This window comes from Micrococcus sp. PSi08 (genome assembly GCF_054960655.1).
Genome location: NZ_JBHNYP010000012.1, coordinates 64,232 through 86,106 on the forward strand (window position 1 = coordinate 64,232; position 21,875 = coordinate 86,106).

At 72.9% G+C, this 21,875-nt stretch carries 20 protein-coding genes; 12 read left to right on the plus strand and 8 right to left on the minus strand.

Features of this window, described 5'->3' with window-relative positions; translation table 11 throughout:
- Positions 1-26 precede the first annotated feature (26 nt).
- The 6 genes from whiA (at position 27) to secG (ending at position 5,400) form a co-directional block, all read left to right on the plus strand.
- On the plus strand, positions 27-992 hold the full coding sequence (gene whiA / locus ACFI33_RS05790; protein WP_036338572.1) for a DNA-binding protein WhiA: 966 nt from the start codon (positions 27-29) through the stop codon (positions 990-992).
- Positions 993-1,141: 149 nt separating this feature from the next.
- Positions 1,142-1,768, plus strand: a complete 627-nt coding sequence (locus tag ACFI33_RS05795) for a superoxide dismutase (RefSeq protein WP_036315296.1) — start codon at positions 1,142-1,144, stop codon at positions 1,766-1,768.
- 139 nt (positions 1,769-1,907) lie between these two features.
- Positions 1,908-2,918 (plus strand): type I glyceraldehyde-3-phosphate dehydrogenase, encoded by a 1,011-nt coding sequence (gap, locus tag ACFI33_RS05800; protein WP_100057543.1) that lies wholly within the window; start codon positions 1,908-1,910, stop codon positions 2,916-2,918.
- A 107-nt stretch (positions 2,919-3,025) separates the two neighbouring features.
- Positions 3,026-4,273 carry a phosphoglycerate kinase gene (locus ACFI33_RS05805; protein WP_036338566.1) on the plus strand — a complete coding sequence of 416 codons (1,248 nt, stop codon included), beginning with the start codon at positions 3,026-3,028 and terminating at the stop codon, positions 4,271-4,273.
- A 2-nt stretch (positions 4,274-4,275) separates the two neighbouring features.
- Complete coding sequence (gene tpiA / locus ACFI33_RS05810) at positions 4,276-5,067, plus strand: triose-phosphate isomerase (protein ID WP_036338564.1); 792 nt, start codon at positions 4,276-4,278, stop codon at positions 5,065-5,067.
- Positions 5,068-5,148: 81 nt separating this feature from the next.
- Positions 5,149-5,400, plus strand: coding sequence for a preprotein translocase subunit SecG (secG, locus tag ACFI33_RS05815; RefSeq protein WP_010078715.1), 252 nt, complete (start codon positions 5,149-5,151; stop codon positions 5,398-5,400).
- Positions 5,401-5,493: 93 nt separating this feature from the next.
- Here the strand turns inward: secG and ACFI33_RS05820 are convergent, their stop codons facing one another.
- From ACFI33_RS05820 to tkt, 5 genes are read right to left on the minus strand one after another with little or no spacing between them, the layout of a single operon-like run.
- The gene (locus ACFI33_RS05820; RefSeq protein WP_010078714.1) at positions 5,494-6,435 is read right to left on the minus strand and encodes a glucose-6-phosphate dehydrogenase assembly protein OpcA; all 942 of its coding nucleotides are present in this window, start codon (positions 6,433-6,435) and stop codon (positions 5,494-5,496) included.
- On the minus strand, positions 6,432-7,994 hold the full coding sequence (gene zwf, locus ACFI33_RS05825) for a glucose-6-phosphate dehydrogenase (RefSeq protein ID WP_036338562.1): 1,563 nt from the start codon (positions 7,992-7,994) through the stop codon (positions 6,432-6,434). The genes ACFI33_RS05820 and zwf overlap by 4 nt, the downstream gene beginning before the upstream one ends.
- Entirely contained in the window at positions 7,984-9,585 is a 1,602-nt protein-coding gene (locus tag ACFI33_RS05830; protein ID WP_159305522.1) for a glucose-6-phosphate isomerase, read from the minus strand. Before ACFI33_RS05830 ends, zwf begins: the two co-directional genes overlap by 11 nt.
- A 56-nt stretch (positions 9,586-9,641) precedes the next feature.
- Positions 9,642-10,760 (minus strand): transaldolase, encoded by a 1,119-nt coding sequence (gene tal, locus ACFI33_RS05835; protein ID WP_036338557.1) that lies wholly within the window; start codon positions 10,758-10,760, stop codon positions 9,642-9,644.
- Between the two features lie 59 nt (positions 10,761-10,819).
- Positions 10,820-12,994 (minus strand): transketolase, encoded by a 2,175-nt coding sequence (tkt, locus tag ACFI33_RS05840; protein WP_036338554.1) that lies wholly within the window; start codon positions 12,992-12,994, stop codon positions 10,820-10,822.
- A 262-nt stretch (positions 12,995-13,256) separates the two neighbouring features.
- Here tkt and ACFI33_RS05845 point away from each other — a divergent pair, with 262 nt between their 5' ends.
- Entirely contained in the window at positions 13,257-14,237 is a 981-nt protein-coding gene (locus tag ACFI33_RS05845) for a heme o synthase (RefSeq protein WP_036338551.1), read from the plus strand.
- An 87-nt stretch (positions 14,238-14,324) separates the two neighbouring features.
- On the opposite strand, the gene ACFI33_RS05850 is transcribed toward ACFI33_RS05845, so the two are convergent.
- The 3 genes from ACFI33_RS05850 to ACFI33_RS05860 are packed head-to-tail and all read right to left on the minus strand — an operon-like array spanning position 14,325 to position 17,122.
- The gene (locus tag ACFI33_RS05850) at positions 14,325-15,341 is read right to left on the minus strand and encodes a COX15/CtaA family protein (protein WP_036338548.1); all 1,017 of its coding nucleotides are present in this window, start codon (positions 15,339-15,341) and stop codon (positions 14,325-14,327) included.
- Positions 15,342-15,383: 42 nt separating this feature from the next.
- Positions 15,384-16,160, minus strand: a complete 777-nt coding sequence (locus ACFI33_RS05855) for an ABC transporter permease (RefSeq protein WP_036338545.1) — start codon at positions 16,158-16,160, stop codon at positions 15,384-15,386.
- Positions 16,157-17,122, minus strand: a complete 966-nt coding sequence (locus tag ACFI33_RS05860) for an ABC transporter ATP-binding protein (RefSeq protein ID WP_233263272.1) — start codon at positions 17,120-17,122, stop codon at positions 16,157-16,159. Before ACFI33_RS05860 ends, ACFI33_RS05855 begins: the two co-directional genes overlap by 4 nt.
- 140 nt (positions 17,123-17,262) lie before the next feature.
- On the opposite strand from ACFI33_RS05860, the gene ACFI33_RS05865 reads away from it, so the two are divergent.
- The 5 genes from ACFI33_RS05865 to ACFI33_RS05885 form a co-directional block, all read left to right on the plus strand.
- Positions 17,263-17,958 (plus strand): helix-turn-helix transcriptional regulator, encoded by a 696-nt coding sequence (locus ACFI33_RS05865; protein WP_230297443.1) that lies wholly within the window; start codon positions 17,263-17,265, stop codon positions 17,956-17,958.
- A 76-nt stretch (positions 17,959-18,034) separates the two neighbouring features.
- Complete coding sequence (sufB, locus tag ACFI33_RS05870) at positions 18,035-19,507, plus strand: Fe-S cluster assembly protein SufB (RefSeq protein ID WP_036315257.1); 1,473 nt, start codon at positions 18,035-18,037, stop codon at positions 19,505-19,507.
- Position 19,508: 1 nt separating this feature from the next.
- The gene (gene sufD / locus ACFI33_RS05875; protein ID WP_036338542.1) at positions 19,509-20,747 is read left to right on the plus strand and encodes a Fe-S cluster assembly protein SufD; all 1,239 of its coding nucleotides are present in this window, start codon (positions 19,509-19,511) and stop codon (positions 20,745-20,747) included.
- 46 nt (positions 20,748-20,793) lie between these two features.
- On the plus strand, positions 20,794-21,558 hold the full coding sequence (gene sufC, locus ACFI33_RS05880; RefSeq protein WP_036315253.1) for a Fe-S cluster assembly ATPase SufC: 765 nt from the start codon (positions 20,794-20,796) through the stop codon (positions 21,556-21,558).
- A gap of 1 nt (position 21,559) precedes the next feature.
- Positions 21,560-21,875: metal-sulfur cluster assembly factor (locus ACFI33_RS05885; RefSeq protein ID WP_462623819.1), on the plus strand; the 316-nt coding region annotated here is incomplete at its 3' end.

Below are 21,875 nucleotides of genomic sequence, written 5' to 3' on the forward strand. Positions count from 1 at the left end.
GCACCTCGCCGAGAAGGAGCACGAGCATGGCGCTGACCATGACCCTCAAGGAGGAGCTGGCCCGTGTGCCGGTCGCCGCGACCCCGGAGCGGCGGGCGGAGACGGCGGCGATGCTGCGGTTCGCCGGGGGCCTGCACCTCGTGGCCGGCCGCGTCGTCGTCGAGGCCGAGCTGGACCACGGCGCCAGCGTGCGCCGCCTGCGCGCCGCCATCACCGAGCTGTACGGCCTGGCCCCGGAGATCGTGGTGGTCTCCGGCGGCAACCTGCGCCGGGGTCAGCGGTACGTGCTCCGGGTGGTGCGCGGGGGAGAGGACCTCGCCCGGCAGACCGGGCTCATCGACCAGCGGGGACGGCCCGTGCGTGGCCTCGCGCCGGTCCTCGTCAGCGGGACGACGGCGGCCACCGCCGCCGTGTGGCGCGGGGCCCTGCTGGCCCACGGCTCCCTCACCGAGCCCGGCCGCTCGGCGGCCCTCGAGGTGACCACGCCGGGCCCGGAGGCCGCGCTCGCGCTGGTGGGGGCCGCGCGTCGGCTCCGCGTGGCGGCGAAGGCACGCGAGGTGCGTCAGTCGGACCGCGTCGTGGTCCGCGACGGCGAGGCGATCGCCACGCTGCTCGCCGCCGTCGGCGCGGAGCAGACCGCGACCCTCTGGCGCGAGCGGCGCGAGCGCAAAGAGGTCCGGGCCACCGCCAACCGCCTCGCGAACTTCGACGACGCCAACCTGCGCCGTTCCGCCCAGGCCGCTGTCACGGCCGGGGCGAAGGTGGAGCGGGCCCTCGAGATCCTCGGGGACGAGGTGCCCGACCACCTTCGCTACGCGGGACGGCTGCGCCTCGAGCACAAGCAGGCCTCCCTCGACGAGCTCGGCCGCCTCGCGGACCCGCCGATGACCAAGGACGCCGTCGCCGGGCGCATCCGCCGGCTGCTGGCCATGGCGGACAAGCGGGCCGCCGAGCGGGGCATCCCCGGGACGGACGCGGCCTCCGAGGGCTGAGCGCGGGATCACCGTCGACGGGATCTGGCCCCGGCGCTCCGCCCCCGATCACAATGGAGACGGACGGAATACGCCGCCGAGACGCGAGGTTGCCCGAGGTGGAGGCCGAGGGCGTCCTGCCCGCAGCCTCGCCTGACCAAGGAGGAAGCATGACCGAATACACCCTTCCGGAGCTGGACTACGACTACGCCGCGCTGGAGCCGCACATCTCGGCCCGCATCATGGAGCTGCACCACTCCAAGCACCACGCCACGTACGTCAAGGGCGCGAACACCGCCCTGGAGAAGCTGGCCGCCGCGCGTGAGGCCGGCGACTTCGGCTCCGTGAACCAGCTGTCGAAGGACCTCGCCTTCAACCTGGGCGGGCACACGAACCACTCGATCTTCTGGAAGAACCTCTCGCCGGAGGGCGGCGACAAGCCGACCGGCGAGCTGGCCGCCGCCATCGACGAGTACTTCGGCTCGTTCGACCAGTTCCAGGCCCACTTCACCGCCGCCGCCCTCGGCATCCAGGGCTCCGGCTGGGCCGTGCTGGCCTACGAGCCCATCGGCGGCAACCTGGTGATCGAGCAGTTCTACGACCAGCAGAACGGCGTGCCGGTCGCCACCATCCCGCTGTTCCAGCTGGACATGTGGGAGCACGCCTTCTACCTCGACTACCAGAACGTCAAGGCGGACTACGTCAAGGCGATCTGGAACATCGTGAACTGGGCCGACGTGCAGGCCCGCTTCGAGGCCGCCCGCGCCGGCGCCTCCGGCCTGATCCTCCCGGCCTGATCCACACCGCGCACCGGGGCGCTGATGTCGTGGCCCCACGACGTCAGCGCCCCGATGCGGGGAGGGGCTCGGCGCTCCGGCCCTGTCCCCACACCCACCGCCACGGGCCACGCAACGAGAACCGACGAGAGGGACCACCATGACCAAGATCGCCATCAACGGCTACGGCCGCATCGGACGCAACATCGTGCGCGTGCTCAGGGACCGCGGCCACGAGAACCTCGAGCTGGTCGCGGTGAACGACCTCGCCGACCCCGAGGACCTGTTCTGGCTGACCCAGTACGACACCATCCTGGGCCGCTACCCGGGCGAGCTGGAGCGGACCGAGAAGGGGTTCCGCATCGACGGCCGCGACGTCGCGTTCTTCCAGGAGGCCGACCCGACGAAGCTGCCGTGGGGCGAGCTCGGCGTGGACCTGGTCATCGAGTGCACCGGCATCTTCACGACCGGCCCCAAGGCGCAGGCCCACCTCGACGCCGGGGCCAAGAAGGTCCTCATCTCCGCTCCCGCCAAGGAGGTCGACGGCACCTTCGTGATGGGCGTGAACGAGCACACCTACGACGCGGAGACGATGCACATCGTCTCGAACGCCTCGTGCACCACCAACTGCCTGGCCCCGATGGCGAAGGTCCTCAACGACGAGTTCGGCATCGTGGACGGCATCATGACCACGATCCACGCGTACACCGGCGACCAGAACCTGCACGACAACGTGCACAAGAAGGACCGCCGTCGGGCGCGCGCCGCCGCCCAGAACATGGTGCCCACCTCCACGGGCGCGGCGAAGGCCATCGGCGAGGTCATCCCAGAGCTGAAGGGCAAGCTCGACGGCTTCGCCATGCGGGTGCCGACCATCACCGGCTCGGCCACCGACCTGACCGTGGAGCTGACGCGTCACGTGGAGGTCGAGGAGATCAACGCGGCGTTCAAGAAGGCTGCGGAGTCCGGTCCGTTGCAGGGCCGCCTGGTCTACTCGGAGGACCCGCTCGTGTCCTCGGACATCATCACCTCCCCGGCGGCGTGCACCTTCGACGCCCCGCTGACCAAGTCCATCGGGCAGACCGTGAAGATCATCGGCTGGTACGACAATGAGTACGGCTACACGTCCCAGCTCATGGACTTCGCGGACCTCATCGGCTCGAAGCTCTGAGCCCGCACGGCGCCCGACGGCCCGGGCCGACGGTTCCCCCGTCGGCCCGGGCCGTCCCCCTAGACTGCACCGTGAACCGACCCCGCTCCGGCACCCCAGGAGGCATCATGCCCGCATCGACCCTCAACGATCTGCTCGAGGCCGGCGTCGCCGGCCGCACCGTGCTCATCCGGTCCGACCTGAACGTCCCGCTGGACGGGGACACCGTCACCGACGACGGCCGCATCCGTGCCTCGCTGCCCGCGATCCGGGACCTGGCGGAGGCCGGGGCCCGCGTGATCGTCATGGCCCATCTGGGCCGCCCCAAGGGTGAGCCCGACCCCGCGTACTCCCTCCGTCCGGTCGCCGCGCGCATGGCCGAGCTGCTGGGCGCCGACGTCGCCCTGGCCGCAGACGTGACCGGGGACGACGCGCGCGCCCACGCCGCCGCCCTGCAGGACGGCCAGGTGCTGCTGCTGGAGAACGTGCGCTTCGACGCCCGCGAGACCTCCAAGGACGATGCCGAGCGCGCCGCACTCGCCGGGGAGATGGCTGCCCTGGCCGGCGCGGACGGTGCCTACGTGGGCGACGCGTTCGGCGCGGTCCACCGCAAGCACGCCTCCGTGTTCGACGTCGCGGCACAGCTGCCGGCCCACCAGGGCCCGCTGGTCGCCGCCGAGCTCGAGGTGCTCACCCGCCTGACCGAGTCCCCGGAGCGGCCTTACGTCGTCGTGCTGGGCGGGTCGAAGGTCTCGGACAAGCTGGCCGTGATCGACAACCTGCTGGACAAGGCCGACATGCTGCTGATCGGCGGCGGCATGCTCTTCACCTTCCTCAAGGCGCAGGGCCACGAGGTGGGCGCCTCCCTGCTCGAGGAGGACCAGCTCGACACCGTTCGCGAATACCTGCGCCGCTCCGAGGCCGGGGCCGCCCGCATCGTGCTCCCCACGGACATCGTGATGGCCTCCGGCTTCGCGGCCGACGCCGAGCACGAGGTCCTGGCCGCGGACGCCCTCACCTCGGGCGCGCACGGCGCGTCCGCCATGGGCTTGGACATCGGCCCCGAGACGGCCCGGGCGTTCGCGGAGCAGATCCGCGGCGCCCAGACCGTGTTCTGGAACGGACCCATGGGCGTGTTCGAGTTCCCGGCCTTCGCGGAGGGCACCCGGGCGGTGGCCCAGGCCCTCACCGAGGCCTCCGCGGCCGGCGGTCTGTCGGTGGTCGGCGGCGGCGACTCCGCGGCGGCCGTGCGCACGCTCGGCTTCGCCGACGACGCGTTCGGCCACATCTCCACCGGTGGCGGCGCCTCCCTCGAATACCTCGAGGGCAAGGAGCTGCCGGGCGTCACCGCCCTGGCCGGCGAGGGGCGGGCGTGAGCATGGCGGAGCAGACCACGCGCGTGCCGCTGATCGCGGGCAACTGGAAGATGAACCTGGACCACCTCGAGGCCGTCACCCTGGTGCAGCGCCTCACGTGGCTCCTCTCGGACGCGGACCATGACCAGGAGGCCGTGGAGGTCGCGGTGTTCCCGCCCTTCACGGGCCTGCGGTCCGTGCAGACGCTCGTCACCGGCGACCGCCTGGACCTCGTCTACGGCGCGCAGGACCTCTCGCCCGAGGACGCCGGCGCCTACACGGGCGACGTCTCCGGCGCGTTCCTGGCCGCGCTGGGGTGCCGTTACGCGATCGTGGGCCACTCCGAGCGCCGCACCCTCCACGGGGAGGACGACGCCCTCGTCGCGCGCAAGGCCGCCGCGGCCCTGCGCCACGGCCTCGCCCCGGTGATCTGCGTGGGCGAGGGCCTGGAGGTGCGCCAGGCCGGCCGGCACGTCGAGCACACGCTCGCCCAGCTGGAGGGCTCCATCGCGGGCCTGTCGGCGCAGGACGTGGCCGGCGTCGTCGTCGCCTACGAGCCCGTGTGGGCGATCGGCACGGGCGAGGTCGCCGGCCCCGAGGATGCGCAGCAGATGGGTGCGGCCCTGCGCGCCCGCGTGGCCGCACTGCACGGCGACGACGTCGCCGCCGGGCTGCGGATCCTCTACGGCGGCTCCGTGAAGTCCTCCAGCGCGCCGGCGCTGCTGGCACAGCCGGACGTGGACGGCGCCCTCGTGGGCGGCGCCAGCCTCGAAGCGGACGAGTTTGCTAAGATCGTCCGGTTCGACCAGGCCTGATCCGTCCGGCCCGACCGACCGCATTCTCCGTGACGGTCCCGGCGCGCGCCGGGGCCGCACCTCGACCCGAGGAGCCCTCCCGTGGACGTCCTGACTCTGGCCCTGCAGATCCTCGTGGTCGTGCTCAGCATGGTCATCGTGCTGCTCATCCTGCTGCACAAGGGCCGCGGCGGCGGCGTCTCGGACATGTTCGGCGGTGGCGTGACCACCTCGATGAGCTCCTCGGGCTCCGCCCAGCGCCTGCTCACCCGCCTGACCGTCGGCTCCGTGGTCGCCTGGGGTGTCGTGATCGCGCTGCTCGGCGTCCTGCCGCGTCTGACCCTGGAGTCCTGAGGCCGCCCCGCCGGGCCCCGACGCGAACGCCCCGCACGGATGATCCGTGCGGGGCGTTCGTGCGTCCCGGGCCGGTGCGGCGCCGGGTGCTGCTCAGCGCTCGGAGGCCTGCACGGGGGAGAGGTCCGTGCGCGGCAGGCCCCGGTGGAGCACGGCGCCGAAGACCTCGTCCGGGTCCAGGCGGCGCAGCTCCTCCGCCAGGCAGTCCTGGATCGTCCGGCGTGGCAGGGAGATGCGCTGCACCGGCCTGCCCTGCTGATAGAGCCGGGCCACCTGCGAGTGCGAGCGGGAGAGCACCACGTCCCCGTCCGTGCACCGCAGGCGCACCGCACGGATCCCGTGGCCGGCCTTCGAGTGCGCGATCGTCACCGGCACCTTCAGGGCCAGGGTGAGCCACGCCGCAAGCAGCATGGTGCTGGGGGAGTCCGGCGCCCCGTCCACCGTCACCGAGCGCAGGGTGGCCACGTCGAGCGTGTCGAAGATGCCGGCCACCTGGATCCGCCACAGCGTCAGGCGCGTCCAGGCCAGGTCGGTGTCGCCCTCATGGTGGCCCGCGCGCAGAGCCCACAGGGCGGGCTCGGCCGCGGACGCCGATGCCGTGTCCGTGATCCGGCGGTGGGCCAGGCGACCGAGCGCCGTCGCCGAGGGGACCTCGGGCGGCACCCCGGGCCACCACGCGACGATGGGCGCATCGGGCAGGAGCAGCCCGGAGACGAGCGACTCATCGGCGTGGGCGTTCTCCCCGGCGCACCACAGCACCACGACGTCGGAGGCGCCGGCGTCGCCGCCGACCCGGATCTCGGCGTCCAGGCGGGTGGGTGCCGCAGGGTCGCCCAGGGCCAGGACGATGATGCGGCACGGGTGCTCCAACGAGGCCGCGTTGGCGGCCTGGACGGCGGACTCGATGCCGGCGTCGTCCGTGCTGATCACGAGCGTGAGGACGCGGCCGAGGGTCACGACCCCGCTCTTCTCGCGCAGCTGCGTGATGCGCTTGGCCACCTGGGAGGTGGTGGTGTCCTGCATGCGGATCTTCACGGGCGCCTCCAGCTTCGTCCGTCGCGGGCCATGAGGGCGTCGGCCGAGGGCGGGCCCCACGTGCCCGGGGCGTAGGGCTCGGGCTGGGTGCCCAGGCTCGCCCAGTGCTCCTCGAACGGGTCCACGATCCGCCAGGACAGCTCCACCTCGGCCTGACGCGGGAACAGCGGCGGCTCCCCGAGGAGTACGTCGAGGATGAGCCGTTCGTACGCCTCGGGGGAGTCCTCGGTGAAGGCGTGGCCGTAGCCGAAGTCCATCGTGACGTCGCGGATCTCGGTCTGCGTGCCGGGCACCTTGGACGCGAAGCGGATGGTGACGCCCTCGTCCGGCTGCACCCGGATGACGATGACGTTCTGCCCGAACTCGTCCCCGTCGTGGACGGGGAACAGCAGGTGCGGGGGCTTCTTGAAGACGACGGCGATCTCCGTCACCCGCCGGCCGAGGCGCTTGCCGGCCCGCAGGTAGAACGGGACGCCCTGCCAACGGCGCGTGCGGATGCCCACCTTGAGCGCGGCGTACGTCTCCGTGACGGACGCCGGGTTGAAGCCCTCCTCGTCGAGGAAGCCCGTGACCTGCTCGCCGCCCTGCCAGCCGGAGGTGTACTGGCCGCGGGCGGAGGCCCCCGCGAGTCCCTCGGGCGTGTCCGGGACGGTCACGGCTTCGAGAACCTTCTCCTTCTCCGCGCGCAGGTGGTCCGCGTCGAACGAGATCGGCTCCTCCATCGCCGTGAACGCGAGCAGCTGCAGGAGATGGTTCTGGATGACGTCGCGGGCCGCGCCCACGCCGTCGTAGTAGCTCGCCCGTCCGCCGATGCCGATGTCCTCGGCCATCGTGATCTGGACGTGGTCCACGTGCTCCGCGTTCCAGAGCGGCTCGAACATCCGGTTGGCGAACCGGAACGCGAGGATGTTCTGCACCGTCTCCTTGCCGAGGTAGTGGTCGATGCGGAACACGGCGTCCGAGGGGAAGACGCGCTCGATCACGGCGTTGAGCTCCTGCGCGCTGGCCAGGTCGTGGCCGAAGGGCTTCTCGATGACCACGCGGCGCCACGGGCCGTCGGCCGGCTGGGACCGGTCGGCCAGGCCCTGGTCGGCCAGGTGGCGGGAGACGGCCTCGAACCAGTCCGGCGGGATGGAGAGGTAGAACGCGGTGTTCCCGCGCGTGCCGCGTGAGGTCTCGAGCTCGGCGAGCACCTCGTCCAGACGGACGTAGGCCGCCTCGTCGTCGAACGCGCCGGAGACGAAGCGCAGGCCGCCCTGGAACTGGTCCCACACGGTCTCGTCGAACGTGGTCCGGGAGGAGGCTTCGACGGCGGCGCGCACGTAGTCGGCGAACTCCTCGTCGGACCAGTCGCGGCGACCGAAGCCGACGAGGGAGAACGCCGGCGGCAGCAGGCCGCGCTGGGCCAGGTCGTACATGGCCGGCAGGAGCTTCTTCTTCGCCAGGTCGCCCGTCACGCCGAACAGCACGAGCGCCGACGGGCCCGCGATGCGGGTCAGGCGCCGGTCACGGGGGTCGCGCAGCGGGTTGCGGGGGACGGTCCGGGACTCACCGGCCACGGACGGCGCTCCTCAGGGCCTCGATGCCCGCGTCGCGGCGGCGCAGGTGCAGGGTGACCACGGGGCGGCCGAGATCGCCCAGCACCCGGGCGTCGCCCGCTGCCTGCGCGGCGATGAGCCTGCCCAGGGAGAACGGGCGGCCGGGCACCTCGAGGTCCCGGCCGGCGTCGCCGGTGATCTGCAGGAACACGCCGACGGCCGGGCCGCCCTTGTGGAACTGCCCGGTGGAGTGCAGGAACCGCGGACCCCAGCCGAACGTGACCGGGCGGCCGACCAGGTCCGCCAGGTCTGCGCGCAGCTCCTCGAGCTCGGCGTCGTCATGACGGGAGAGGTAGGCGTGGACCGCCAGGTAGCCGTCCTCGGGCACCAGCGCCGCCGTGGCGCGCAGCACGCCGGCCAGGTCCGGGGCAGAGGTCACGGACGCCGGGCCGGAGACCTCGACGCCCTCCACCTCACCGTCGGCCGTCCGCTCGGCGGCGGGGCCGTCCAGCAGGGTGCGCGCGGCGGCCTTGGCGGCCTCCACGTCCGGCTGGTCGAAGGGGTTGATCCCGAGCAGGCGGCCGGCCACCGCGGTGGCCACCTCCCACAGCAGCAGCTGGGCGCCGAGCGAGCCGGCGACCTGCACGCCGTGGCCCGGGGCCGCGACGTCGTCCTCGCCGACGAGCTGCACCTGCAGCAGGTCGGGGGCGTCCCACACGGTCTCGGGGTCGCCGGGGGCGACGACGACGGGCAGCAGCCCGGTGCCGTCCTTGCCCGTGGACTCGGCGATCAGCTGCTCGATCCAGGCCGGCAGTCCGGCGATGCCGGACCCGTGGTCGGCGAAGACGAGCTTGTCGCGCGGCGGCTGCGTGCCGCCCAGGGCCGCGCCGAGCTGCAGGCCCGGGTTGTCCTCGTCGTCGGCGGTCAGCAGGTCGAGCACGGCCTCCGCGTCGTCCAGCAGGGCCGCGACGTCCACCCCGGCCAGGCCGGTGGGGACCAGGCCGAACGCGGTGAGAGCCGAGAAACGCCCGCCCACGGTCGGGTCCGCGGTGAAGACGGCGCGCCAGCCGGCGGACTCGCACGCGGCGTGCAGCGGCGAGCCCGCGTCCGTGACGGCGACCAGGCGGGTGCGGGGGTCGATCCCGGCGTCGCGGAACGCGGCCTCGACGACGCGGCGCTGCGAGTCGGTCTCCACGGTGGAGCCGGACTTGGAGGAGACCACCAGCACGGTCCGCTCGAGGTCGCGCTCGAGGGCACGGGAGACCTGCAGCGGGTCCGTGGAGTCCAGGACCTCGAGCTCGACGCCGGCCGTCGCCGCGATCACCTCGGGGGCCAGGGACGAACCGCCCATGCCCGCCAGGAGCACGCGGTCCACGCCCTCGGCGCGCAGCTCCCGGGTCAGCTGGGCGATGTGCGGGACGAGGGCGCGGGAGTCCTCGAACAGGTCGATCCAGCCGAGCCGCTTGGCGGCCTCGTCGCGGGCCGGCGCCCCCCACAGGTCGGCGTCCTGCGCCCCGAGGCGGGAGGCGACGCGGTCCTGGAGGAGGGCGGGCAGATGGCGGTCGATCGCCTCGAGGGCGGCTCCGGTGGCGGTGAGGCCGAGGGTGCTCATGGGGGGTCCTTCCGTGCGCGTGGCGAGCGGGCGGCGGGGTCGGGGGGCGGGTGCGGTCAGCGATGGGCGTCGAGCCCGGAGCGGACCGAGCCGAGCAGCTCGTCCCACGCGGCCTCGAACTTCTCCAGGCCCTCAGTCTCCAGCACGTCCACGACGTCCTGGTAGGACACGCCTGCCGCGCCGACCGCGTCGAGCAGGGCATCGGCCTCGGCGTAGGCGCCCGTGACGGTGTCCGCCGCGATCACCCCGTGGTCGGCGACCGCCTCGAGGGTCTTCTCCGGCAGGGTGGTCACGGTGTGCGGTGCCACGAGTTCGGTGACGTACAGCGTGTCCGGCAGGGCGGGGTCCTTGACGCCGGTGGAGGCCCACAGGGGCCGCTGCACGGGGGCGCCGGCCGCCTCGAGCAGGCGCCAGCGCTCCGAGTCCAGGGCCTGCTCGAAGGCTCGGTAGGCCAGGCGCGCGTTGGCGACGGCGGCCCGGCCGGTCAGCGCCTCGGCCTCGGGGGTGCCGATCGCGCGCAGCCGCGCGTCGACCTCCGTGTCCACACGGGAGACGAAGAAGGAGGCCACCGAGTGGAGGCGGCGGACGTCGTGCCCGTTCGCCCGGGCCTTCTCCAGGCCGGTGAGCCAGGCGTTGAGCACCCGGCGGTAGCGGGGCAGGGAGAAGATCAGGGTCACGTTCACGCTGATGCCCGCGCCGAGCACGTCCGCGATGGCGGACAGGCCCTCCACGGTCGCGGGGATCTTCACCATGAGGTTGGGACGGTCGACGGCCGCCGCCAGCTCGCGGGCCTGCGCCACGGTGCCGGCGGCGTCGCGGGCCAGGCGCGGATCGACCTCAAGGGAGACGAAGCCGTCCGCCCCGCCGGTGCGCTCGTGGACGGGCGCGAGCACGTCGGCGGCGCGGCGCACGTCCTCGGTCGTCAGGGCGACGACGGCCTCGTCCACCGAGGCGCCAGCCGCGGCGAGTTCGCGCAGCTGTCCCTGGTAGGCGCCCGCGTCCGCGAGGGCGACCGCGAAGATGGACGGGTTCGTGGTGACGCCGGTGACCGAGCGGGTGGCGATCAGCTCTTCGAGCGTGCCCTCGTCCAGCCGCGTGCGGGAGAGGTCGTCGAGCCAGATCGACACACCGGCCTGGGCCAGCGCGGCGGTGTTCGGGTTCTGCGGGGTGCTCATGGTCTGCGGGTGCCTTCCCTTCGGGGTGGACGTGCTCGGGGCGCCGTGGGCGCCGGGCCTCAGAGGAGGCCGCGGGTCACCTCGGCGACGTGCTCGCCAGTGAATCCGTACTTCTCCATCAGGCGGGCGCCGTCGGCCGACTCGCCGTAGTGCTCGAGGCTCACGCGGGCGCCCGGGGAGGAGGCCGTCACCGTGTGCTCGAACCACGGCATCGCGATGCCGGCCTCGACGGAGACGCGGACCGGGGCGTCGGGGCCGTCGGGCAGGACCTCGGCCCGGTAGGCCTCGTCCTGCTCGGCGAACCACTCGAGGCAGGGGGCGGAGACGACGCGGGTCGGGACGCCGTCGGCCTGCAGCAGCGCGCGGGCCCGCACGGCCACGGAGACCTCGGAGCCGGTCGCGATCAGCAGCGCGCGGGCCGGCGTCGGCGCGCCGTCGGCATCCGTGGCGTCGATGAGGACGTAGGCGCCGCGGGCCACGCCCGAGGCGGGGGCGAAGCCGTCCGTGTCCCGGGGGAGCACGGGCAGGCTCTGCCGGGACAGGACGAGCCCGGCCGGGCGGTCCCGGTGCTCGAGCACCGTCCGCCACGCCCACGCGGTCTCGTTGGCGTCGGCCGGGCGGACGACGTCGAGCCCGGGGATGGCCCGCAGGGCGGCCAGGTGCTCCACCGGCTGGTGCGTGGGGCCGTCCTCGCCGAGGCCGATGGAGTCGTGCGTCCACACGTACGTGCTCGGGGTGCCCATGAGGGCGGCCAGGCGGACGGCGGGGCGCATGTAGTCGGAGAACGTCAGGAACGTGCCCACGTACGCGCGGGTCAGGCCGCCGATCGTGATGCCGTTGACGATCGCCCCGGCCGCGAACTCGCGGACGCCGAAGTGCAGGGTGCGGCCGTACTCGTGGCCCTGCCACGTGGCGGTGGAGCGGCGGGCCGGGATGAAGGAGGGCTCGCCCTTCATGGTGGTGTTGTTCGACCCGGCGAGGTCGGCCGAGCCGCCCCAGAGCTCGGGCATGACCGGCGCGAGGGCCGTGAGCACCTCTCCGGAGGCTGCGCGCGTGGCCAGGCCCTTCTCGTCCGCGTCCCAGGACGGGAACGCGTCCGCGAAGCCAGCGGGCAGCTCTCGTCCGGCCAGTCGGTCGTACAGGCGAGCCTTCTCCGGGTGGGCCTCGCGCCAGGCCTGGAACGCCGCCTCCCAGCCGCGGCGGTACTCTGCCGAGCGCTCGGCGATGGACCGGGCGCGGGCCAGGAGCTCGGGGTCGACGTCGAAGGTCTTGGTCGGGTCCAGCCCGAGGCTCTCCTTGAGGCCGGCGACCTCGTCCGTGCCGAGCTTGGAGCCGTGGATGCCGCCGGTGTTCTGCTTCGTGGGGGAGGGCCAGCCGATCACGGTGCGCAGCTTGATCAGCGAGGGCCGGCCGGTCTCGGCCTTGGCCGCGACGAGGGCGTCGTACAGGGCCTCCACGTCCTCCGTGTACTCGGTCACGGCGTGGCCCTGGGCGCCGTTGGTCCAGTCGACCTCCTGCACGTGCCAGCCGTAGGCCTCGTAGCGGCGGACCACGTCCTCGGTGAACGCGATGTCCGTGTCGTCCTCGATCGAGATGCGGTTCGCGTCGTAGACGACGACCAGGTTCCCGAGCTCCTGGTGCCCGGCCAGCGAGGAGGCCTCGGCGGCGACGCCCTCCTGGATGTCCCCGTCGGAGGCGAGCACGAACACGTGATGGTCGAACGGGGAGGTGCCGGGGGCGGCGTCGGGGTCCATCAGCCCGCGCACACGGCGCTGCTCATACGCGAAGCCGACGCCCATCGCCAGGCCCTGGCCCAGCGGCCCCGTGGTCACCTCGACGCCGTGGGTGTGGCCGTACTCCGGGTGGCCCGGAGTCCTGGAGCCCTCGGTGCGCAGCGCCTGGATGTCCTCGAGCTCGAGCCCGGCGCCCGCGGCGAACAGCTGAAGGTACTGGATGAGGGAGGCGTGGCCCGCGGAGAGGATGAAGCGGTCCCGCCCCTCCCAGCGGTCGTCCGTGGGGTCCAGGTGCATGACGTTCTGGTACAGCTGCCACGCCACGGGTGCCAGCGAGATCGCGGTGCCGGGGTGGCCGTGCCCGGCCTTCTCCACGGCGTCCGCCGAGAGCGCCTTGAGCGTGTCGACCATCCGGCGGTCCTGCTCCGAGTAGACGAACCCGCGGGCCGGGGCCACCCGGTCCAGGGTCGGGGGAATGGACGGCTGCGCGGCGTCGGTCACGGGTTCTCTCCTGGCGGATCGGGAGCGTTGGGGCGCGACCCCGGCCGACGCCGGGGCGTCGCGGCGCGGGGCCGTCATCCCAGCCTAGCCCCGCGACCGCGAGGCGGGCCCGACCGGGCGTCCCATGACACGGTTCGTCCCCGGGCGAACGGCCGTTGACACGAGTAGACTGCGTCAAGGCCTGCCCGCAGGCGGACCGCCCGAGTGGCCGATCCGAACCCCGGGACGGGCACGCCCACCGTCCCCTCACCGTGAGAAGCAGATGTCATCCTCCCTGGAGTCGCCGTCCGCCGCCCGCGTCGCCGCCGAGCCCGGCGTCGTCGACCGGTCCCCGCTGCCCCTGCGCCGCAAGGTGCGGGCGTACGTCGAGCTGACGAAGCCCCGGGTGATCGAGCTGCTGCTGGTGACCACGCTGCCGACCATGATCTTCGCGCAGCGCGGCTTCCCGGACGTGCTCACCATGATCGCCACGCTCGTCGGCGGTGCGCTCGCCGCCGGCGCCTCCGGCACCTTCAACTGCTACATCGACCGGGACATCGACCGGGTCATGAAGCGCACCGAGAACCGGCCGCTCGTCACCGGCGAGGTCACCCCGCGCGAGGCCCTCGTGTTCGCGTGGGTGCAGACCGTCGTGTCCATCCTGATCCTCGGGTTCGGCGCCAACTGGCTGGCGGCCGGCCTGGGTGTGGCCGCCATCTTCTTCTACGTGGTCGTGTACTCGCTCGTGCTCAAGCGCCGCACGGAGCAGAACATCGTGTGGGGCGGCATCGCCGGCTGCTTCCCCGTGCTGATCGGCTGGGCGGCCGTGCGCGGGACCGTCGAGTGGCCGGCCATCGTGCTGTTCCTCGTGGTCTTCCTGTGGACGCCCCCGCACTACTGGCCGCTGTCCATGAAGTACAAGCGCGACTACCAGCAGGCCGACGTGCCGATGCTCGGCGCCATCGCCTCCGCGCGCCACGTCTCCAACCAGGTCGTGCTCTACGCGTGGGCCACCGTGGCGTGCTCCCTCCTGCTCGTGCCGATGGGCTGGGCCGGCATCGTCTACACCGCGGTCGCGCTCGTCGTCGGAGCCTGGTTCATCTGGGAGTCCCATGTGCTGCAGGTGCAGGCCCAGCGCGAGGACTTCGAGGACCGCAAGGCCATGAAGGTCTTCCACCTCTCCATCACCTATCTGACGCTGCTGTTCATCGCCCTGGCCGTGGACCCGTTCGTGGGCGCGCCGCTGATGCACTTCGGCGCCTGAGCGCCGGTCCGCCCCCAGCGCTCCCCGGGACGCCGACGACGACGGCCCCGCACCAGCCGGTGCGGGGCCGTTCGCGTGCGCGGGGCGTCAGCCCGCGGCGACGGTGCGCGTGGGGGCGGCGGCCTCGACCGGGACACCCGGCCCGGCCGTGACGTAGCGGGCGACCTGGCGGTCCCAGGTCTCCGTCGCGGCGGCCACGAGCAGGGCAGAGCCCAGCATGTGCAGCAGGACCACGCCGATCGGCAGGCCCGTGAAGTGCTGGGTGTAGCCCACGGCGGCCTGGAACACGAGGGCGAGCAGGAGCCGCAGCACGGCGGCGCGCTGCAGGCGGGAGGCGCCGGCCGCGCGGCGCACCGTGAAGAACAGGACGAGGGTGGCCGCCAGGAGCAGGTACACCGGGACCACGTGGGCACGCGTGACCAACAGCGGGTCGAACTCGTGGCGCGGCGAGCCGGGGTCGCCGGAGTGCGGGCCCGTGCCGGTCACCACGGTGCCCAGGTACACGGCGGCCCACGTCAGCGCGAACGCCGCCCAGGCGGCGGCACGGGACCGGCCGGTGGTGGCGCCGTCCACGAGGGGCACCCCCGCCCGGCCGGCACGGCGCTCGGCGGCGATGCGCACCACGAGCAGGGTCGCCACGGCCACCATGATCGAGGACACGATGAAGTGGCCGGCCACCCACCACGGGTTCAGATTCGTCAGGACCACGACGCCGCCCACGAGGGCCTGCGCGGGAATGCCGGCCAGCAGGCCCACGGAGAGCCAGAAGGGGCTCCGGTGGGTGCCGCGCAGGTTCCACAGGGACAGGAACATGGCGGCGGCGATGACCACCAGGACGAACGTCAGCGTCCGGTTGCCGAATTCGATGTAGCCGTGGATGCCCATCTCCGGGGTGTTGGTGAGGGACTCGGGCGAGCACTTGGGCCACGTGGGGCAGCCCAGGCCGGAGCCGGTGAGGCGCACGGCGCCGCCGGTGACGATGATGCCGATCTCGGACGCCAGGGACGCCACGGCGAGGGCCATGGTGGCCTTCGAGAGGCGCTGCGGCAGACGGGCGGCGAGTCCGGCCGGGGCGGTCCGGGCCGCGGGGGTGGTGGTGGACACGGTGTCCTTCCGATCGTTCGATGCAGGGGGACGGGGAACGGTTCAGGGCCGCCAGCGGAACCAGCGGAGCGCGGCCGCGACGGCCACGGCGCCCCACAGGGTGAGCACGAGCAGGGGGACGGGCGACCAGGACCCGTCCAGGAGGGCGGCCCGCAGGGCCGTGCCCAGCGCGCCGGAGGGGAGCAGGTCCACGCCGGGGACCCGGGCGGGGAACACCGTGCCGCCGACGGCGCCGAACAGCACCCACAGCAGGTTGGCGACGGCGAGGGTCGCCTCCGGCCGGGCCGTGCCGGCGAGCAGCAGCCCGAGGGCCGTGAAGGCGGCGGCCCCCAGTGCGAGGGCGACCAGGGCCGGCAGGATCCCCTCGGGGTCCGGACGCCACCCGAGCGCCAGGCCGACGCCGCCGATCACGCTCACCTGCACCAGCAGGAGGGCCACCACCGCCAGGGCCTTGCCGGCGACGAGGCCGAGCGTGCCCAGCGGGGTGGTGGCCAGGGCGGCGAGCACGTCGTAGCGACGCTCGAAGCCCGTGGCGATCGCGGTGGCCGTGAACGCGGAGCTGATCACGGCCAGGGCGAGCACGCCGGGCACGGCCACGTCCAGGCCCGATCGGCCCGGGGCGTCGAGCAGGCCGGTGACGTGCACGCCCACGAGCGCGAGCAGGGGCAGCACCACGGTCACGAGCAGCTGCTCGCCGTTGCGCAGCGCGGTGCCGGTCTCGTAGCCGGCCTGACGCAGGACGCGGGCGGCCAGCGGGGCGGCGCCCGCGTGGGCTCCGGTGCCGGCCGGGGCGCGGTGGTCGACGACGGGCGTGCTCATGCGGCGGTCTCCCGGAGGATCTGCTCGAGGCGCAGTCCGGCGCGCTCGAATCGGGTGGGCATCAGGGCGTGCTCCCGCCAGCTCGCCGCGAGGACGGCCAGGTCGTCCGGGCCGCGGACGCCGGCCACGCGCAGGCGGGCGGACTCGTCGAGGCCGGCCGCGCGCAGCGGCGCGGGCAGGGTGTCGGCCCAGGCGCGGACGGCGTCGGGGGAGGCGTCGCCGAAGTCCACGTCGACGACGTCGCCCTCGGCCACGCGTGTGAGCTCGGACAGCGGGCCGGAGCGGACCACGCGGCCGGCGCGCAGGATGGCGACGTCGTCCGCGAGCCGCTCGGCGTCGTCGAGCAGGTGCGTGGTCAGCAGCACGGCGGCGCCGCGGTCGGTCTGTTCCCGCACGACGTCGTGCACGACGGGCCGGGTCTCCGGGTCGAGGCCCGCGGTGGGCTCGTCGAGGAACAGCATGTCCGGCCGGCCGACGAGGGCGGCCGCGAGCGCGACGCGCTGGCGCTGGCCACCGGAGAGGCGGCGCAGGGGGCGGCCGGCGACGTCGGCGATCAGCAGGCGCTCCAGCAGCGGCTCGACGGGCAGCGGGTCGCGGTACAGGGACGCCACGTGGCCGATGAAGCGGCGGGCGGGGATCGCGGGCGGCAGGCCGCCCTCCTGCCACATCACGCCGATGCGGGCGCGCAGGTCGGCGGAGGCCCGCCACGGGTCTGCGCCGAACACGCGCACGGTGCCGGCGTCGGGCCGGTCCATGCCGTGGCAGAGGCCGAGGGTGGTGGACTTGCCGGCCCCGTTGGGGCCGAGCAGCACCGTGACGGCGCCGGCACGGGCGGTGAGGTCGACGCCCCGCAGGACGGGGGTGCGGGACCGGCCGCGGCCGAGGCTCCGGTGGACGTCGCTCAGGCGCAGGACGGGCTCGTCGCGCGGCACGGGATCCGGGGTCAGGGGAGGTCGGGGCACTGTGCCAGTCTAGTCCTCGGGCCCTGCGACCCCGGCTCGTGGGGCCGGGGACGCCCGGGTCTGCCGCGGGTTCCGCCGCGACCGTCATCAAGCCAGGCGAGCCTCACTTGAACCGTTCCAGATCAATAGGTCATGATGGCGTGGTGTATTCGGATCAGTCTGCGTCGCCCCCCGCTCCGGCCCCGGCCGAGGGCACGCGCGAGCGTGTGCTGCAGCTGGTCCTGACGCGTGGTCCCGTCAGCGCGGCCGAGATCGGTCGCGAGCTGGAGCTGACCGCGGCCGCCGTGCGCCGCCATCTGGACGCGCTCGAGGAGGACTCGCTCGTCGAGGTCAAGCGGGTCACCGCGGCCCGCGGCGCGGGACGGCCCTCCCGCCGTTACGTGGTCACCTCGCACGCGCAGGAGCACCTGCCCAAGGACCACCTCGCCGTCGCCCTGGACACCCTGGCCCGCCTCGAGGAGCTCGGCGGGGAGGAGGAGGTGCGCCGCACCGCGCGCCACGCCTTCCGGGAGATCGAGGAGCGCTTCACGGCCGCCGTCGACGGCCGGGAGACTGCGCTGCAGGACCGCACCCGGATCCTCGCGCGGGTCCTCGACGAGGCCGGCTACGCCGGCACGCTGCGCCACTTCGGCGCGGGCCTGGCGCCCACCCTCCGCGCGGACCAGGTCTGCCAGGGGCACTGCCCGTTCCAGGGAATTCCCGCGCGCCATCCGGAGTTCTGTGAAGAGGAGACCGCGCTGTTCGCCCGCCTGCTCGAGGTGGACGTGCGCCGGCTCTCGACCCTCGCCGCCGGCGCCCACGTGTGCACCACACACGTGCCGCTGGGCCGCGACTGAGCCGCGCGGGCCACGCCCCGGCTCCCGCCGACCACCCGACCGACCCCGACCGCAGTGACTAGTGAGAGAGGCTGAGATGACCGACCAGATCGTCCAGCGGGACTCCGCGGAGACCGCCGACCCCGGCGTGATCCAGGAGATCCTCGACAAGAACCCCGAGCTCAACGCCATCGGCGCCTACCAGTACGGCTGGGCCGACTCCGACGCGGCCGGCGAGAAGGCCGTCCGCGGTCTGAACGAGGACGTCGTGCGCGACATCTCCGGCAAGAAGGACGAGCCGGAGTGGATGCGCGACCTGCGCCTCAAGGCCCTCAAGTACTTCGAGCGCAAGCCGATGCCGGCGTGGGGCCCGGACCTGTCCGGCATCGACTTCGACAACATCAAGTACTTCGTGCGCTCCACCGAGGGCCAGGCCAAGACCTGGGAGGACCTGCCCGAGGACATCCGCAACACCTACGAGCGCCTGGGCATCCCCGAGGCCGAGCGCGAGCGTCTGGTGGCCGGCGTCGCCGCCCAGTACGAGTCCGAGGTCGTCTACCACCAGATCCGCGAGGACCTGGAGGAGCAGGGCGTCGTGTTCCTCGACACCGACACCGCGCTCAAGGAGCACCCGGAGATCTTCGAGGAGTACTTCGGCACCGTGATCCCGGTCGGCGACAACAAGTTCGCCTCCCTGAACACGGCCGTGTGGTCCGGCGGCTCCTTCGTGTACGTGCCCAAGGGCGTGCACGTGGAGATCCCGCTGCAGGCCTACTTCCGCATCAACACGGAGAACATGGGCCAGTTCGAGCGGACGCTGATCATCGCGGACGAGGACTCGTACGTGCACTACATCGAGGGCTGCACCGCCCCGATCTACCAGTCCGACTCGCTGCACTCTGCCGTCGTCGAGATCGTGGTGAAGAAGAACGCCCGCGTGCGCTACACCACCATCCAGAACTGGTCCACGAACGTGTACAACCTCGTGACCAAGCGCGCCGTGGTCGAGGCCGGCGGCACCATGGAGTGGATCGACGGCAACATCGGCTCCAAGGTGACCATGAAGTACCCGGCCGTGTACCTGACCGGCGAGCACGCCACCGGCGAGACCCTCTCCGTCGCGTTCGCGGGCAAGGACCAGCACCAGGACACCGGCTCCAAGATGGTGCACATGGCCCCGCACACGAACTCCTCGATCGTGTCCAAGTCCGTGGCCCGCAGCGGCGGCCGCGCCGCCTATCGCGGCCTGGTGCAGATCGCCGAGGGCGCGAACGGCTCCGCGAACTCGGTGGTGTGCGACGCCCTGCTCGTGGACACGGTCTCCCGCTCCGACACGTACCCGTACATCGACATCCGGGAGGACGACGTGACCCTCGGCCACGAGGCGACCGTCTCGAAGGTGTCCGAGGAGCAGCTCTTCTACCTCATGAGCCGCGGGATGTCCGAGGACGAGGCCATGGCCATGATCGTGCGCGGCTTCATCGAGCCGATCGCCCGCGAGCTGCCCATGGAGTACGCGCTCGAGCTCAACAAGCTGATCGAACTGCAGATGGAAGGATCGGTGGGCTGACATGACCGACACCGTGGAGAACACCCAGCGGACCATGATCCCGGGCATGGGCGAGGAGGGCGAGAAGCTCACCGTCGCGCAGAACCCGGCCGCCCGGGCCGGGGGCCGGGAGCGCAACGCCGCGGGCTCGCGCGCCGATCGCCTCAGCTCCTTCGAGCTGTCCGACTTCCCCGTGCTCACGGGGCGCGAGGAGGACTGGCGCTTCACCCCGCTCAAGCGCCTGGGCGGGCTGCACCTGCCCCAGGGCGACGACGCGCGCCTGACCGGTGCCGCCCCCGCCGTGACCGTGGCCGAGCAGGCCGGCGTCACGGTGGAGACCGTGGCCCGCGACGACGCCCGCGTCGGCTCCGTCCTGACCCCGGACGACCGCGTGTCCGCCGCGGCCTGGAACTCGGTCTCCGAGGCCACCGTCGTGACGATCTCCGGCGAGGTCGCCGAGCCGGTGCGCATCGACGTCGTCGGCTCCTCGGCCGACCCGGCCGCGATGCACCTGACCGTGCTCGTGGAGGAGAACGCGCAGACCGACGTCGTGATCGCCCACCGCGGCACCGCCGTGCTGGCCCAGAACGTCGAGTTCGACGTGCGCCGCGACGCCCGCCTGAACGTGGTCGCGCTGCAGGCCTGGGAGGGCGATGCCGTGCACGTCTCGGCCCAGCAGGCCTCGGTCGCCACGAACGCGCACTTCAAGCACGTGGCCGTGTCCTACGGCGGCGGCGTGGTGCGGCTGACCCCGACCGCGCGGTTCGCCGCCGAGCGCGGCGAGGCCGAGATGTACGGCCTGTACTTCGCCGACGCCGGTCAGCACCTCGAGAACCGCCTGTTCGTGGACCACAACCAGCCGGACTGCGTCTCGAACGTGCTCTACAAGGGCGCCCTGCAGGGCACGGACGCGCGCACCGTGTGGGTGGGCGACGTGCTGATCCGCAAGGAGGCCGAGGGCACGGACACGTACGAGAAGAACCAGAACCTGCTGCTCTCCGACGGGGCGCGCGCGGACTCGGTGCCGAACCTGGAGATCGAGACCGGCGTGATCGAGGGTGCGGGCCACGCGTCCGCGACCGGCCGCTTCGACGAGACCCAGCTGTTCTACCTGATGGCCCGCGGCATCTCCGAGACCGAGGCCCGCCGCCTGATCGTGCGCGGCTTCCTCAACGAGATCATCCAGAAGATCGGCATCGGCGACGTCGAGGACGAGCTGACCGCCGTCATGGAGGACGAGCTCCGCATCGCGCAGCTCTGACCGACGCCCCGCAGACCCCACCGCCTTCCACCCGAGGAGAACCACCATGGCAACCCTGCAGATCACCGACCTGCACGTGCAGATCGCGACCGAGAACGGCCCCAAGGAGATCCTGAAGGGCCTCTCCCTGACCATCGAGACGGGCGAGACCCACGCGATCATGGGCCCGAACGGCTCCGGCAAGTCCACCCTGGCCTCGACCATCGCCGGCCACCCGCGCTACGAGGTCACCTCCGGCTCCATCACCCTCGACGGCGAGGATGTGCTGGAGATGAGCGTCGACGAGCGCGCGCAGGCCGGCCTCTTCCTGGCCATGCAGTACCCCGTGGAGATCCCGGGCGTCACCATGACCAACTTCCTGCGCACCGCCAAGACCGCGCTCGACGGCCAGGCCCCCTCGCTGCGCACCTGGACCAAGGACGTCAAGGGCGCCTTCGAGGCCCTGCAGATCGACCCGGCGTTCATGAACCGCAACGTCAACGAGGGCTTCTCCGGCGGCGAGAAGAAGCGCGCCGAGATCCTCCAGCTCGAGCTGTTCAAGCCCACGTTCGCGATCCTCGACGAGACCGACTCCGGCCTCGACGTCGACGCGCTGCGCATCGTCTCCGAGGGCGTCAACCGCGCCCAGGCGCAGAACGAGATGGGCACCCTGCTGATCACCCACTACACGCGGATCCTCAACTACATCAAGCCGGATCACGTGCACGTGCTGGTGGACGGCCGCGTCGCCGAGTCCGGCGGCCCGGAGCTCGCCGAGCAGCTCGAGGCCGAGGGCTACGCCCGCTTCGAGAAGGCCGCGGCGGGGGCCTGAGATGACGGAGACCACGAACCAGGCGCCCACGGAGGACATCCGTGAGGCCCTCAAGGACGTGATCGATCCGGAGCTGGGCGTCAACGTCGTGGACCTGGGCCTGCTCTACGGGCTGCACTACGCCGACGACGGCGCGCTGCTCGTGGACATGACCCTGACCACCGCGGCCTGCCCGCTCACGGACGAGATCGAGGACCAGGTCTCCCGCGCGATCGGCACCATGGTGGACGAGTGGCGGCTGAACTGGGTCTGGATGCCCCCGTGGGGCCCCGAGCGGATCACCGAGGACGGTCGCGACCAGATGCGCGCCCTCGGCT